At 42.4% G+C, this 15,994-nt stretch carries 8 protein-coding genes; 7 read left to right on the forward strand and 1 reads right to left on the reverse strand.

What is annotated here, in order from left to right; genetic code table 11:
* Positions 1–54: 54 nt before the first annotated feature.
* Positions 55–447: a DUF2750 domain-containing protein gene (locus MTF64_RS08685; RefSeq protein ID WP_004588808.1), complete on the reverse strand. Its 393-nt coding sequence runs from the start codon at positions 445–447 to the stop codon at positions 55–57.
* Between the two features lie 368 nt (positions 448–815).
* On the opposite strand from MTF64_RS08685, the gene MTF64_RS08690 reads away from it, so the two are divergent.
* The 7 genes from MTF64_RS08690 to recD all read left to right on the forward strand — a co-directional run bounded on the left by MTF64_RS08690 (position 816) and on the right by recD (position 15,882).
* Complete coding sequence (locus MTF64_RS08690) at positions 816–1,859, forward strand: alkene reductase (RefSeq protein ID WP_121637301.1); 1,044 nt, start codon at positions 816–818, stop codon at positions 1,857–1,859.
* 509 nt (positions 1,860–2,368) lie between these two features.
* On the forward strand, positions 2,369–4,642 hold the full coding sequence (locus tag MTF64_RS08695) for a TonB-dependent receptor (protein WP_055255334.1): 2,274 nt from the start codon (positions 2,369–2,371) through the stop codon (positions 4,640–4,642).
* Between the two features lie 86 nt (positions 4,643–4,728).
* On the forward strand, positions 4,729–5,856 hold the full coding sequence (locus tag MTF64_RS08700; RefSeq protein WP_248451134.1) for an alkaline phosphatase family protein: 1,128 nt from the start codon (positions 4,729–4,731) through the stop codon (positions 5,854–5,856).
* Positions 5,853–6,914, forward strand: coding sequence for an alkaline phosphatase D family protein (locus tag MTF64_RS08705; protein WP_248451135.1), 1,062 nt, complete (start codon positions 5,853–5,855; stop codon positions 6,912–6,914). Before MTF64_RS08700 ends, MTF64_RS08705 begins: the two co-directional genes overlap by 4 nt.
* A gap of 160 nt (positions 6,915–7,074) precedes the next feature.
* On the forward strand, positions 7,075–10,377 hold the full coding sequence (gene recC / locus MTF64_RS08710) for an exodeoxyribonuclease V subunit gamma (protein WP_248451136.1): 3,303 nt from the start codon (positions 7,075–7,077) through the stop codon (positions 10,375–10,377).
* Positions 10,364–13,927, forward strand: a complete 3,564-nt coding sequence (gene recB, locus MTF64_RS08715) for an exodeoxyribonuclease V subunit beta (protein WP_248451137.1) — start codon at positions 10,364–10,366, stop codon at positions 13,925–13,927. The genes recC and recB overlap by 14 nt, the downstream gene beginning before the upstream one ends.
* Positions 13,924–15,882: an exodeoxyribonuclease V subunit alpha gene (gene recD / locus MTF64_RS08720; RefSeq protein WP_248451138.1), complete on the forward strand. Its 1,959-nt coding sequence runs from the start codon at positions 13,924–13,926 to the stop codon at positions 15,880–15,882. Before recB ends, recD begins: the two co-directional genes overlap by 4 nt.
* Positions 15,883–15,994: the final 112 nt, after the last annotated feature.

A 15,994-nucleotide genomic window follows, 5' to 3' on the forward strand; every position in this document is an offset into this window, starting at 1 on the left:
AAACGCGGCTATTTTAGGCCGCGTTTATAAACTAAATAGCGTGATGCTGGCTACTTAGTACTTTCTTTTTTTAGGAATTTTTAACTGGCTTTCAAATTCATCAGGAAAAAGCACCGTGCCGTCGTCCTCTTCGGTAGGGAACACCGCAATCAGTAAGTCGTCTTCTTCAAGGCCGGGTGTCCAGCGGCTAAACCAATCTTTAGTCGGAATGGCTTTTGGGGTACAGCCTTCCCATTCGCCCGTGGCCCAAGCTTGTGCAAAATCGCGGGTTGGCCACACTGGTACACAGTCGTCATCTTCGTTGGCAAGCATTACGCAGCCATCATCGTCGTTTAAAATCCATACTTGTTTGTACTGTTGTACGGTTTCAAACATAAAAGCGAGTCGTTTTTTTGCCCCTAGCCCTAAAATTACGGTTTGTTCTTCAGTCGCATTTGCAGTTGTCATAATTGGCTCACTCTTTATTGCTTCAAATTTGAATTTTACTGTTACAAGTATATCGAGTTATGTGACAGTGTGTTGAAAAATTATTATTTAACCTGAACTCTGGATAATAAATCTATCACTAGCAGCTATTTTAAGCGCTAACTGCGTTGAATTTACTGAAAATCTCTGGCTAGAGAAAATAAGCTTAACTATCATCATGATAAAATATGTTAGTAAATCTCTTAACCAGAGTTCAGGTTATTTAATTTTGTAATTCAGATCTGTTTTGGTACTCCCTAAGTATATTTTGAGCGAGCATTCAAAATTGCCCTTGAATGTTGTTAAAAAGGCCGCATCTCATATGCATACTCTTAATGAAGGATTTAACAATGACCACAGATTTACTGGCCCCGTATAAATTAAACGACTCACTTGAACTTAAAAATCGCGTTTTTATGGCGCCTTTAACCCGTTGTATGGCTGATGATAATTTAGTACCCACGCAAGATATGGTCGAATATTATGCGCGCCGTGCCGATGCCGGTTTAATTATTAGCGAAGCCACTATCATTCGCCCAGATGCACAGGGCTACCCAAATACACCGGGGTTATTTACCAGCGAGCAAATTCAAGGTTGGAAAAAAGTAACCGACGCCGTACATGCAAACGGCGGTAAAATGTTTGCACAGCTTTGGCATGTTGGCCGTGTTGCTCACCCTCATTTTTTTGACGGCGAAGTATTAGCGCCATCGGCAATTGGTGTTGAAGGCTCTGTACCACGTATGCGTGAACTGACGTACATTACGCCAAAAGCGGCCACTAAAGAGGATATTAATTCACTGATAGCCGACTTTGCTAAAGCGGCCGAAAATGCCATTGAAGCTGGTTTTGATGGTGTAGAAATTCATGGCGCAAATGGTTATTTAATTGATCAGTTTTTACATTACGCTGCAAATGAGCGCACAGATGAATATGGCCAAACACCTGAAAATATGGCGCGTTTTGCAATAGAAGTGACCGATGCGGTTGTTAATGCAGTAGGTAATGAGCGTACGGCAATTAGGTTATCGCCAGGTGCTTATTTTAATATGGAAGAAGATAAGCGTGATAAAGCGGTATTTGATTATTTATTAGCGCAGCTAGATGACAAAAAACTGGCTTACATTCATGGCGGTATTTTTGATGACAGCACTCAGTTTGACTCTTTAGAAGGTAAAACAACCTCGCAGTATTTGCGCGCTAACACTAAAACCAGCCTTGTAGGGGTAGGTAGCTATAGTTTTGATGATGCAAAACAAGCAATAAACAATGACCAGTTTGATTTAATTGCGATTGGTCGTCCATTTATTGCTAATCCAGATTACATTAGTAAAGTGGCTAATAATGAAGAGCTTGTTGCTTATAGTGACGAGATGTTAGCTAAACTATTCTAATTAATTAGGGCGTGTTGACCTTTGGCGTTTGAATTTGCAGCAGTATGTTTGGTTTTTAGGCAAGGCAGAGCCTATGAAGTGTGGTTACTCCCCATAAATAGGCGATAACGCAGCATAAATGCCAAACATGCGCTGCCCTTCGGGTTCTGCCTAGGGGCGATAAACTCTTTGTTGCCTACATGGATGTAGGTAAGGGGCGTGAGCAGGACGCGGAAGCTTTACTCGGTTTTTACTTAGCCCACTAGGTTACAAACCTCGTGCCGCGATTTAATCACCCCTAGATTGAACAAATTTCAATCCGCAAAGATCAACACGCCCTAGTATTTATATATAAATCAGCCTAGGTTTTTGTGCTTAGGCTGACTTACAAATGACATAACAAAGCCATAAAAACCCCACATTTTTTTAACACCCCTGTAAATAAACTTCATTTTTGTTGTCATAATTCGAAATCATACTGTGCCCGCTTTCATAATTACTTTAGATAATTAAAACCAAACGGGATCACAATGTACGCTTTAACTAATAAATCGATTTTGAGCATGGCAATTGCTATGGCTGTATCAACGTCAGCTTATGCAAATGACAACGAAATAGAAGAAATAACCGTTACTGCAAAACCAACCAGTTACGCAAATAATGTGATTGAGCCTGCAATGCTTGATCAACAAACAACGGTTTCGAGTGTGTTATCGGTTATCGATAACTTACCTGGCATTAGCATAAACGAAGGCGATGCATTTGGTGGCGATGACTGGTCTACCACAATTACTATGCGTGGTTTTAGTATTGACTCAAACCAACAGCAATTAGGGATGACCGTTGATGGTATTCCTAACGGTGGCTCAAACTATGGTGGGGGCGCTAAAGCAAACCGTTACCTAGACACTGAAAATTTAGCCACTGTAGAAGTAGGCCAAGGCACCTCAGATATTAAATCGGCATCGCTTGAGGCACTAGGCGGTACATTTAACTTTGTAAGTAAAGCGCCAAGTCTTGATAGCAGCACCACTTTTGCTTACACCTCGGGTAGCCACGATGCGACCCGCTTTTACGTTAAGCACGAAACGGGTACTTTATTTGATAATACACAAGCGTATGTAAGTTACTCGCAAACTGATACTAGCCGCTGGATTGGCTCGGGTAGCAATGGCGGAAAAGATAACCAACACGCAGAGCTTAAATTTGTAACAACGCTTGCTGATTTAACAATTACAGGGCGTTTATCTTACGATGATGTAAGTGAGACTAACTACAACAGTGTAAGTCTTGCGCAATTTGAACAAACGCCAGAGTGGGATCAGTTAACGTGGAACTGGACAGGCGTTCCACATTACGACCAAATGTTTGCTGAGGGCTGGGGTACACTGCGTGAAAATACACTAGCGTATTTAAAGTTTGAGTATGCGCTTTCGCCAACATCGCTTATTACAGTGAGCCCTTATTATCATAAAAACTCGGGCCGTGGCGATTGGATCCCACCGTATTTAACAACTCCAGTAGATGAGAACGGCAACCCAACCACAGAGGGCGGCACTAACGCAGGCTCTTACGGTTTTGTAGATAGCGCAGGTAACGCACTGGCACCAAACGAAGGTTGTACGGCAAGTTTAAGCTGGCCGTGGGAGTCGGGCCCTGGTTTAAACCCAGCATGTTACGACGATACGGCAATACCTGTAATGTCGTATCGTCATACGCATTACAAAAAAGACCGCTTAGGGGTTACTGCCAACTACCAAGCTACATTTGGCATGCACGACATAGAAGCCGGTTTTTGGTATGAGCAAAGCGACCGTGACGAGTCTCGCGATTGGCACAAAGTAATTAATGCCAGCATTTACCACCACTTTGATAGCACGCCATACTGGACCCAGTATAAAAACACCTTTGAGACCGACACCCTTAAATGGTACGCGCAGGATTCAATGGCCCTTGGCGATTTCACGCTTAACGTAGGTGTTAAAAAGTACCTTGTTGATATTGAAAAGTACGACCATTATCAAAATGCCACAACCGCTAAAGTTAATAGTGACTCTGATGTGTTATTTAGTGGTGGTATTTTGTATCAGCTAAATAACTCAACCGAGCTATTTACCAGCTACAGCGAAAACTTTGCAGCCATAAAAGACGGTGTACTTGAGCGCGACAGCTCTGATTTATCAGCCATTGAAGCTGAAACCGCTGAAAACATCGATTTAGGTGTACGTTATCAAAATAATGCGCTAAACCTGACCGCAACAGCGTATTCAATTGAATTTGATAACCGTATTACGTTCATTGCCCCAGGTAGTGACACTGGCGGTATTGATTACACCATAGGTACAAATGGCTCTTACTTAAACGTAGGGGGTATTGAATCGCAAGGTTTAGAGCTGTCGGCAAGTTACATGCTAAGCCCACAATGGAGTGTATATAGCTCGTACACGAATAATGATTCAGAGTACAAAGGCGATGCACCTGGGTTTGAAGCTGGTGAAAAAGTAATAGACTCAGTAGATGACTTATTTGTGCTATCGACCGATTACTTTAGCGGTGATTTCCGCTTTGGTTTATCGGCTAAATACACCGGTGAGCGTGGCGAAGTTGATGGCTATACCGTGGTTGATTTAAACGCAGGTTACGCAACCGATATAAACGCAGGACCATTTAAAGCTATTGATGTTGCCTTTGTTGTTTATAACGTTACCGATAAAAGCTATTTAGCGGGTGGTACGGGCAATGGCAGCACTTACTTTATTGGTGCACCACGTACAGCAGCACTGACGTTATCGGCTACGTTTTAATAGCCATAATGTACAGTAAATAATTAAAAGCCCATCTTTGATGGGCTTTTTGTTAAATGTACACAGTAATTAGGTACACAGTAATTATGAACTCAATTATAAAAGCCACGGTATTTAGCATCATTGTATTAATCAGCAATACCGCAAGCGCAGCGCAAAATGTAGTGCTAGTGACCCTTGATGGTGTGCGCTGGCAAGAGGTGTTTAGCGGCGCAGATAAAAACCTCATTAATAATGCCGATTTTGTTAAAAACCCAACGCAATTAAATAAGCAATTTTGGGCGCCTACCGCCAATGAGCGTCAGCAGTTACTCATGCCATTTTTAACTCAGCATGTGGCTAAAAAGGGCGTAATTGTAGGTGATAGAGCAAAAGGCTCTAATATGTCGGTGAGCAACCCTTGGTATTTTTCATACCCTGGGTATAACGAAATTCTCACCGGCGAAGTAGATGAAAAAATTAATAGTAACAATAAAGTATTAAACGCAAATAAAACCATTTTAGAGCGCCTAGATGAGCGTGCAGACTTTAAAGGTAAAACCGCTTTGTTTGGGAGTTGGGATGTATTTCCTTACATTGTGAATACTCAGCGTAGTAACGTGTATGTGAATGCGGGTTTTATGCCCATAGAAAACGATTTATTTGCTGATGCTAAGCTTTTAAACGCGTTGCAAAATGAAATTCCAAGCCCATGGGAAAACGTACGCTTGGACAGTTTTACTTACCGATTTTCCAAAGGGTATATGCTGGCAAAAACGCCGCGCTTATTAGTTATTAGCTTAGGTGAAACCGATGACTTTGCGCACGATGGCCATTACGACCAGTATTTAAAATCTGCAAGGCAAAGCGATGCGTTTATAAAAGACTTATGGAGCACAATTCAAACTACACCGGGCTATAAAAACAACACAACGCTTATTGTTACCACCGACCACGGCCGCGGAAGCAGTGCAAGTGACTGGCAACATCATAGCTCTAAACGTGTGTTGGCTGAGCTGCATTTAGCGGGTAATAAATTTCCTGAGGGCATTGTCGGCTCTGAGCATATTTGGCTTGCTGCCATTGGCCCTGCAATAAAAGGGCACGGCTTAATTAAAACACAAAATGAGCTTAAACAAGCGCAGGTTGCAGCCACTGTTTTAAGCGCATTGGGTATAAACCCTAAACACCTAAATTCAAACATGGCATCGCCAATAAGTGAGATTTTAAAATGAAGCAGTTAGTAAAACCTATTACACACGCCGTATTAGCATTAGGGTTAGCGTTTAGCGCAAATACTATGGCAGCCCCTTCAAAAATTTTATTTGGCTCGTGTGGGCATCAAGATAAAGACATCCCAATATTTGACACCATTAATAAAGAGCAGGGCGATTTATTTATATTTTTAGGTGACAATATTTACGGCGACACCAACGATATGACGGTACTTGCCAATAAATACCAAAAATTAGGTGCAAAACCAGGCTTTAAAACGCTAAAAGCGAATACGCCAATCATTGCGATGTGGGACGATCACGACTTTGGTCAAAACGATATTGGTAAAGACTACCCACATAAAGAGCAGTCTCGCCAAATTATGCTCGATTTTTGGGGCGAGCCTAAAAGCTCACCTAGGCGCACCCGCACGGATGGCATTTACACGTCGTATATGTATGGCCAGGATGAGCAAACCGTACACGTTATTATGCCCGATTTACGCTGGAACCGTGATGCGCTTAACCACGTAAGCGAGCTTGAATATTACACTAAGCGTAAGCTTAATAACCAAGGCCCGTATAGCCCAACAGAAGTGAAAGGTGCCTCTATGCTAGGAGAGGCGCAGTGGCAATGGCTTGAGCAAGAGCTTAAAAAGCCTGCGGCTATAAAGCTAATTGCCTCAAGCTTGCAGTTATTACCCGATTTTACAGGGTGGGAGTCGTGGGCTAATTTCCCAGAGGATCGTAACCGTTTATTTGCGTTAATTAAAAAGCATCAAGTGAATGGGGTTATTATCATCAGTGGCGATACGCACTGGGGCGAAATATCAAAGTATCAACAAAACCTTGATTACCCTTTAATAGAAATGACCAGCTCAGGCCTCACTGAAAAGTGGAAAGACGTAAGCCCAAATAAACACCGTGTAGGTGATTACACTCACAATGTGAATTACGGCGATTTAAGCATAGATTGGCAACAAGCAGATCCGGCCATCTCACTTAAGCTTAAAGGAATAGATGGTAAAGTGATTATGCAAAGCGCATTTATCTTATCAAGCATTAGCCCTTATAAATAAAGTGACCTGAGCAATAAAACGCACAGTGATTAAAATTAACGCTGTGCGCTTAAACTCCCTGCTAACCCGCTGATTTATTAGTGCCAATTTGCTGATTGCGCTACCCCTATAAATGAAAATATCTTAAACTGGTTTTACTTCAAGTAAGGACTCCAGTTGTATGCTCAATATTATTCAATCAAACCGTATGGAAGCGCTGCAGGCTCAGTTTAATCAGCTGTTAAAAGTAAACCCGTTGCAAAGCCCATTCGATAAAGAAGTGGTATTAGTGCAGTCGCCGGGTATGTCGCAGTGGCTGAAAATTGGTTTAAGCGAAAACCTAGGGGTAGCCGCGCAGGTCGATTTTCCGCTGCCATCGAGCTTTATATGGCAGTTGTATCAGCAGTTATTGCCCAATGTGCCCAAAGAGTCGGCTTTTAATAAGCCTAACCTTGCTTGGAAATTATTTGCAATACTGCCCAGCTGTATTGATGAACCGCTTTATTTGCCCTTAAAAACCTATTTAGAAGGCGACCTAGACGGGCAAAAAACCTTTGCCCTGTGTGAAAAAATTGCCGATGTGTACGACCAATATTTAATGTACCGCCCGCATTGGATTGCCACTTGGGATAGCGGCAAAGACGAACTTGACGATGTTGATGTAAGCATTGCCCCGTGGCAAAGCGATTTATGGCGAAAGTTGGTGGCGCACAGTAAAGCGCTTGGGCAAAGCCAATTTCATCGTGCTAATATGCAAGGGCAGCTACTCGCTGCGCTTGAGAATATGGATAATAGCTTATTACCTAAGCGCATTAGTTTATTTGGTATATCGGCGATTGCGAGCTCGCAGCTTGAGGTGTTTGAAGCCTTGAGCAAAAAAACAGAGGTGTTTTTATTCTTTTTTAATCCTAGCGAGCATTATTGGGGCGATGTGGTTGATGAAAAAACAGCAGCCAAAATAAATGCCAAATACGCCAAAATGCCGCTTTTAGAAGCGCAGCAAAAAAAACAAACTAACCCTGATGAAGAGTACTACTTTATAGGTAACCCGCTTTTATCGTCATGGGGAAAACTAGGGCGCGACTACTTTGAGCAACTCGTACAACTTGATGCGCGTTGGATTGATGGCTTTATAGATGCGTTTGACGAAAGTTTACTGGGTCAAATTCAAAGCGAGATTTACCAACTGGCATTTAAAGGTGAGTCGCTTACCGATAATAAACAATGGTTTATAAATGATGAGGGTAAATTGCCCATTAGCGACAGCGACACCAGCATTACTTTAAGCGATTGCCACACACCGCTTAGAGAAGTTGAGCGCTTGCACGACTATTTACTTACTTTGTTTAATCAAAACCCGTCGCTCACTCCCAAAGACATTATTGTAATGATGCCTGATGTAGGTACGTACAGCCCGTATATTGAAGCGGTGTTTGGCGGCGCGCAAAACACCAGTCGCTTTATTCCTTATGCATTGGCCGATTTAGCCATAGAGCAAGAAAAACCGGTGCTGAGCTCGTTTGCCAGCTTAGCCAATTTGCCGTTTTCGCGTTTTGGTGTTTCGGATATTCTTGATTTACTGCAAGTAACACAAATTGCCGAAAAATTTGCGCTAGAGGCGCACGAGTACGAACAAATTCAATATTGGCTTGAGCGTGTAGGGGTTAAATGGGGTATAAATGCTGAGCACAAAAGTAGCTTTGATTTACCCGCAATAGATTTAAATACCTGGCAGCATGGTTTAAACCGTTTACTGCTAGGCATAGCCCAGCGCGATGAACAATGCCCGTTTAACGGCATTTATAGTGCCGATGAAGTAGAGGGCATGGCGCTTGATACCCTTAATAAACTGGTGCATTTTATTGATGTACTGCAGCGCTTTAAAGATGAGCTAACCCCTGATGATACTCTTAGTAATAAAGCGGATATTTTATCTGAGCTAATAAATGCTATTTATTACAATGAAGGCGACGACAGTTGGGATTTACTGGTACTGCAAAATGTTTTAGAGGAGCTTAAAAAGCACCACGATAATGGCGATTACGATAAACATGTATCGCAACGAATTGTAAGTTACCTGATAAAACAAGGCATTCAAGAAAAAGGCGTAGGGCAGCGCTTTTTAGTGGGGCAAGTTAACTTTTGTACACTAATGCCTATGCGCGCTGTGCCGTTTAAAGTGGTGTGTATGCTTGGCTTAAACGATGCCGATTACCCACGTACGGTGCAGCCAATAGGGTTTGACTTAGTGCCGTATTCTAAAAAACAAAAAGGTGACCGTTCACGTAAATTAGATGACCGCTACTTATTTTTAGAAGCCCTCCTGAGTGCCCGCGAAAATTTATACATAAGTTACATTGGCCGCTCGTGTTTTGACAATCAACCACGTATGCCCTCGACCTTAGTAAGCGAGCTTTTAGAGTACATAGGCCGCAGCTTTACGTTAGCAAATGACAGCGAAAAAACGCTGCCTGAGTGTTTAATTAATCAGCAGCACTTACAGCCTTTTAATCGTGCGTATTACACAGCAGACAGTGAAGCTGAGGCTAAGCTGAGTAATCACAGTTTTAATCCTATTTGGCTACCAAGCGAGCGCATAGACGCGCAGCCGCTAACAGCCATTGATGTAACAGCGCCCGCGGAATTAGAGCTTGATGTATTTATTCGCAGTGTGTGCAACGCTCAAGAGAGCTTTTACCAGCAAACATTAGGTTTACGCCTACCTGAATTTAACGAAGTAGCAAAAGATGAAGAGCCTTTTAGCCTAGATGCGCTGCGCCGCTACTTTTATTTAGACGAAATACTGCAAGCCAACATTAATGAGCAACCTTTAAGTACAGAGCAAATATTGCAACGGGGGGAGCTGCCACAAGCCAATGTGGGCAATTTAGTGTATGAGAGCATGGCGCACCGAGTAGATGCACTAGCAGGGCAAGTAAAAGAGCATATTAAAAGCGGCAAAACCGACCCGCTTGAGGTGTCTTTGCGCATAGAAAACACCACCATTGAGGGCTGGCTTAATCATATTTACCTTCAAAAACAAGTGTTTTATCGAAGTGCCAGTATAAAGGCCAAAGATTTAATTAAGGGCTTTATATATCATCTTGTTGCACAAAGTATGGAACAAAATGTTGAAACCCTATTACTAGGGCTTGATAAGCAAATTAGCTTTGCACCACTGAGTAAAAATGAGGCCGATGCCTTGCTCAATGATTGGTTTTCGTTATATCAAGCCTTGCGCAAAGAGCCTGTGGCATTTTATCCGGTAAGTGGCTATGAATACGTTAAAAGTGGTGGCGATATTGGTAAAGCCATTAGCAAGTTTAACCCACAATACATAGGGCGCGGCGAGGGCGAAAACCCGTATATTCGTTTAACGGTGCAATCGCTCAATGACTGCCAAGAAGAATTTATTAAGTGGAGCGAAAAATTACTCTCCCCATTACATGCACATGCAAAGGAGAGTGACCATGCAAGCGCTTAATCCGCTAACAATGCCGTTAAAAGGGCAAAGTTTAATAGAAGCCAGTGCGGGTACAGGTAAAACCTACACCATTACCGGGCTTTATTTACGTTATTTATTAGGCTTGCAAATACCAGGGGAGATAAACACCCCGTTAAGCGTTGAGCAAATACTTGTGGTTACCTTTACCGATGCTGCAACGCAAGAAATAAAAGACCGCGTACGCAGCCGTATTATTGCTGCGCGCGATGCATTACTTGGCCAAAACCCAAATGATGAATTAATAGAAGGTGTAATAGCCGCAGTAGATGATAAACATCGCGCCTTTGATTTACTCGATGCCGCCGCTAAATCTATGGACGAAGCCGCTATATTTACCATTCATGGTTTTTGCCAACGCATGTTAAAGCAGCATGCGTTTGAATCAGGCGTTGCCTTTAACCTTGAATTTATTTTAGATGAGCGCGACATACTGCTCGACACAATTAAGGATTTTTGGCGCGCCTTTGTATACCCACTTAATAAAGAACGCACTGATGCTATTTTAGAGGTGTTTGCAGCCCCTGAATCGCTATTTAGCCAAGTCAGTAGTGTGCTAAATAAAGCCAATGCGAACATAGTGCCGCAAATAAACTTAGATGACGTATTTAAAGCTCGCGATGAGTACATTGCTAAAGTACCCGCTTTTAAAAAAGCAGTGCTGGAGCAAGAGTTTATAGCTGCAATAAAGGGCTCGGGTTTAAGTGGCTCTAAAACACCCGGGCGAAAAGGCAGTTTAACGGCCCTTGAAGCATTTTGTTTAGGTGATGAGTTATTTTTTGAATTTGGCACCAATAAATACTCGTTTGAGGTGTGGAGCAGCGAAAACTTAAGTGATGCCAGTAATTATAAAAAAAATCAGCCATTATTTAGCCACCCTCTGCTTAGCCTGTTTGATGAGCTCAGTGCACTTAATACTAAAATTAATCAGGGCCTTAAAATTGCCGTTGTACAAACCGCAGCTCGGTGGGTTAAACAGGCAATTGTAAAACGCAAGCAAGAGCAAAGTGTGATCACCCCAGATGATTTACTGACTAATTTACACAGTGCTTTAAATGCCGAGCAGGGCGAGGCTTTATCGCAAAAAATAGCGCAGCTATTTCCTGTTGCCATGATTGATGAGTTTCAAGATACAGATCCGATTCAGTACGGAATTTTTAGCAAAATATATGGCCAAGAAAAAACGACGCTTGCCATGATAGGCGACCCAAAACAGGCTATTTATGGCTTTAGGGGCGCTGATATTTTTACCTATATTGGCGCAAAAGAGTCAGTAGAGCCTGAGCAGCAATTTACTTTAGGTACTAATTTTCGCTCAAGCACCGATATAGTAAGCAGTGTAAACAGTTTGTTTTCTAAACATGCCAATAGCTTTATTTATAACGATGCCATACCGTTTAACGCAGTAGCAGCAAAAGGCAAAAAAGCCGATGAAACATTTACAATAGATGGCAAACCTGCCACCGCGTTTGAATTTAATGTATTTGTAGATGAAGCTGCAGATGAAAAAAACAAACCCACCAGCAAAGGCGTCGGGCAAGGGCATTTGGCCAGCTATTTTGCCAATAAAATAGTGACATTGCTTGAGCAAGCCGAGCAAGGGCGAGCGTGCATTGGTAAGCATAAGGTGACCGCTGCCGATATTTGTATATTGGTGCGCGACCGTGTAGAAGCGCAAATAATGAAAAAAGCACTGAGCAATGCCAATATTGCTAGCGTGTATTTATCGCGCGACAGTGTTTTTAGCCAAGAGCTTAGCCACCATTTACTTAACTTTTTAACGGCATTGCATGGCCAATACAACGAGTCATTACTGCGCGGCGTATTAGCTGGGCCGTTATTTTGTTTAAGCTACAACGAAATTTACGCCCTTGCTGATGATGAAAATAAATGGCAAGAGCACTTAAACTTTTTTGCTCAACTTAGCCATATTTGGAACAAGCAAGGCGCAATGGCGATGCTTGAACGTTTGTTAAGCCATAATCAGCTGAGCGCTAAGTGGCAAGGCCTTGGCTATAACGTTGAGCGCTGGTTAACCGACTTTAGACACTTAGGTGAAATACTGCAGCAAAAGCAAATAGAGCTAGAAGGCACTTTGCGCTTGCTACGTTGGTATGCACAAAAAGTAAGCCAGCAAGATGGCGAAACCGTGCAAGTACGCCTAGAGAGTGACGCCAACTTAGTTAAAATTGTGACTATGCATGCCTCAAAAGGGCTCGAGTATCCGCTGGTATTTATGCCTTTCGCCAGTGGCTATCGCGAAACAAAAGAAGCGCTTTATCACCAAAACGGCCAGCTAGTTTACGATTTAAGTAAAAACGAAGACGCCTTAGCACAAGCCGAGCAAGAACGCCTAGCTGAAGACTTACGCTTACTTTATGTTGCCCTTACCCGCGCGGTACATTTTTGTGCACTTGGGGTGTATAACATAGGGCAAGGGCAAAGTAGCCGTTTGGCTATACAAAGTAGTGCATTAGGGCATGTGTTATTTGCAGGGCTTGAGCTTACAAGTAGCCAAACGTGGCGCACCCACTTAAGTGAATTTTGCGACGCTCACACCGAAATGCACTATCAGCAATTTACGGCTGAGCAATTGGCCGAACAAGGCCAATTAACACTTAATAGCGCAGTGCAGCAAAGCCAAGCGTTAAGAGTTAATACGGTTACAGCTAACATAGAGCGAGATTGGCGAGCAACCAGCTTTAGTGCGCTGAGCTTTAAAAAGCACACCGATCATATTGAGCCTGGGCGCAGCGATGAAGATCATGAAAAAGATGAATTTGCTAACAGCCAAGATGAAATACCATCGCCTTACAGTTTCCCCAAGGGGGCGAAGCCTGGAAGCTGTTTGCATGAAATATTTGAGCAAATAGACTTTACCAGTGCGCAAGTACACCCTACAAATCCAGAGCAAAATTTAGCAGAGGTAGTTAAACATGCACTGGATAAATACCATATTAGCGAAAGCTGGCAACACGTGACCGAGCAATGGGTGCTTGATTCGTTAACCTGCCCCTTAAACAATGAAGGATTAAGCTTAAGTCAATTAGCCCCGACAGATTGCCTAGTCGAAATGGAATTTAATTTACCTTTAGATAGTTTAAGCGCGCCTAAATTAAACGAAATACTGGTTAAGCATTTTGGTTTTACCCAAAGTAAACTCGAGTTTTCTCATGTAAAAGGTCTGTTAAAGGGATTTATAGATTTAATTTTTTGCTATCAAGGGAAGTATTATATTTTAGATTATAAGTCTAATTACTTAGGTAATACGCCCGCTGACTATGAAAGCGACCTGCTAGAGCAAGCCATGAATAGCCATCAGTATCATTTACAGTATTTAATTTATAGTGTTGCGCTGCACCGATTACTCAAACAACGCATCAGTGATTATGCAATAGAAACCCATTTAGGCGGGGTTTATTATACGTTTTTACGCGGCATGCCGGCGGGCAAAGGGGTGTATTTTAATAAGCTTAGCGCAGAGCAAATCACACTATTAGATGGCTTATTTAGCCAAGGAGCCATGTTATGAGTGACTACCCTATGCAGCAAAGCCTGTTTGATGAGCCGCCAGCACCTGCCCAACCGTTAAATACGGTGGAGCTGCTTGACTACTTATTAGATGAAAAACGCATAAGAATGGTAGATGTAAAGCTTGCCTTAATGCTGTGCTATAACCAGCAAAACGACGTGTTTTATATAGTGTTATTGCTGTGTTTAGCACAGCAAAGCCAGCATAGCTGTTTAACATTAAAAGAAGTCGACTGGCAAAACCCGTTTAATTTACGCCAAAGCGACTTTACTAAAACCGAGGGCAATGTACCAAATATTACATCGCCTTTTAACGAAGCCTTTAACTACCTCGATGCGCTTAGCTGTTTAAGTGCCCATAACAGTGTGGGCGAGGCCAAACCCTTACAGTTATTTAACGAACGGCTTTATTTTGCGCGCCTAGCTGATTATGAGCACACCTTAGCTACGCGTTTGCTTGCGATGAGTGAGCGCCATTTAAATATAAATACACAGTTACTCAGCCAGTTGTTAAATGACTACTTTGTTGATAATTCAGCGCTTGCGATTGATTGGCAAAAAGTAGCCTGCGCTATTGCCGCAACAAAAGGCTTTAGCGTTATTACGGGCGGGCCAGGGACAGGTAAAACCACCACCGTGACTAAGCTATTAGCTATTTTACAGTCGCTTTATAAAAGCGCACCTTTAAGCATTAAACTGGTGGCGCCTACAGGTAAAGCGGCAGCCCGTTTAAGTGAATCAATTTTAGGTGCAAAAGAGCAACTTAAAATTATTCCTGAGGATATAAAGGCCTTAATTCCCGATAGCGCGCAAACCATTCACCGGCTTTTAGGGGTTAAACCCTTTACTAATAAATTTAAGCATAACAGCACCAACCCGCTGCATTTAGATGTACTTATTATTGATGAAGCCAGCATGGTTGATTTATCACTCATGGCTAAATTAATAGAAGCACTGCCTGCGCATGCGCGTTTAATATTGCTTGGCGATAAAGACCAACTTGCCTCGGTAGATACCGGCAGTGTAATGAGTGATTTATGCCAAGGGTTAGCATTGGGTGAAACGCCTAATTACTCGCAAGCACGATGTGATGAGCTCAATGCTTTATGTTTTAAAGGAGAGGCTAAATTAGCGGCGCCTGGGCATAGCGAATTTAAACTAGCCGATTGCATTGCGTTTTTACAACACAGCTACCGGTTTGATGCACAAAGTGGCATTGGCCAGCTTGCGCTGGCGGTTAATACTAACCATAACGGTATTTTAAAATACGTAGAGCAGCAAAGCACACAAGGGCAATTTAACGATGTTATTTTAGATTATGACTTTGTTGCAAAACCCATAGAAAAATTAATAAACAGTGCTGCTAAGCATTACGCTCATTATTTAAATTTAATTGCACAAGGGGCAAGTGTTGCAGATGTTCACGCGGCGTTTTCTCAATATCAATTATTAGCGGCCGTGCGTGAGGGTGATTACGGTGTAAATAGCTTAAACAGCCGCATTGAGCGCGCACTTGTGCAACAAGGGTTAATATCGGTAAGCCCAAACCAGCGCCATTACAGTGGTATGCCTATTATGGTGAGCCAAAACGATTATCAACTTAAGTTGTTTAATGGTGATATTGGTATTTTAATGCCCGATGAAAGCGGGCAGTTAAAAGCGTTATTTATTGATGAGCAAAACACGGTTCGGGCGTTTTCACCTGCGCGCCTGCCTGCTCACGATAAAGTGTATGTAATGACCATACATAAATCGCAGGGCTCGGAGTTTAGTTATACGGCTATGGTTTTACCGCCGCTTAAACACGCTAGTATGGGTGTAAATAGGCAGCTGGTGTACACAGGAATAACACGTGCTAAAAACACCTTTGAGCTGGTGGCCGATAAAAAAGTACTGCAATTGGCCATGAGCAAAAGCGTATCAAGAGCCTCAGGATTGTATGAAAGACTAAAGTAGTTAACCTACTTTACTGATGATTATTTATTCTAATTACCTTTTATAATGTGGGTTAATGCTTTAAAAAATGTAGTAGTAAATTTAATGTTTCTCGGAATCAGAAAAATAGCGA

Origin of the sequence: Pseudoalteromonas sp. 2CM41L (genome assembly GCF_023161905.1) — a bacterium.
Lineage (GTDB): Bacteria > Pseudomonadota > Gammaproteobacteria > Enterobacterales > Alteromonadaceae > Pseudoalteromonas > Pseudoalteromonas atlantica.

Bases quoted from the DNA above. Each gene is read 5' to 3' on its own strand.
- recD (WP_248451138.1), top strand. From the start codon at position 13,924: ATGAGTGACTACCCTATGCAGCAAAGCCTGTTTGATGAGCCGCCAGCA.
- MTF64_RS08690 (WP_121637301.1), top strand. From the start codon at position 816: ATGACCACAGATTTACTGGCCCCGTATAAATTAAACGACTCACTTGAA.
- MTF64_RS08700 (WP_248451134.1), top strand. From the start codon at position 4,729: ATGAACTCAATTATAAAAGCCACGGTATTTAGCATCATTGTATTAATC.
- MTF64_RS08695 (WP_055255334.1), top strand. From the start codon at position 2,369: ATGTACGCTTTAACTAATAAATCGATTTTGAGCATGGCAATTGCTATG.
- recB (WP_248451137.1), top strand. From the start codon at position 10,364: ATGCAAGCGCTTAATCCGCTAACAATGCCGTTAAAAGGGCAAAGTTTA.
- MTF64_RS08685 (WP_004588808.1), bottom strand. From the start codon at position 447: ATGACAACTGCAAATGCGACTGAAGAACAAACCGTAATTTTAGGGCTA.
- MTF64_RS08705 (WP_248451135.1), top strand. From the start codon at position 5,853: ATGAAGCAGTTAGTAAAACCTATTACACACGCCGTATTAGCATTAGGG.
- recC (WP_248451136.1), top strand. From the start codon at position 7,075: ATGCTCAATATTATTCAATCAAACCGTATGGAAGCGCTGCAGGCTCAG.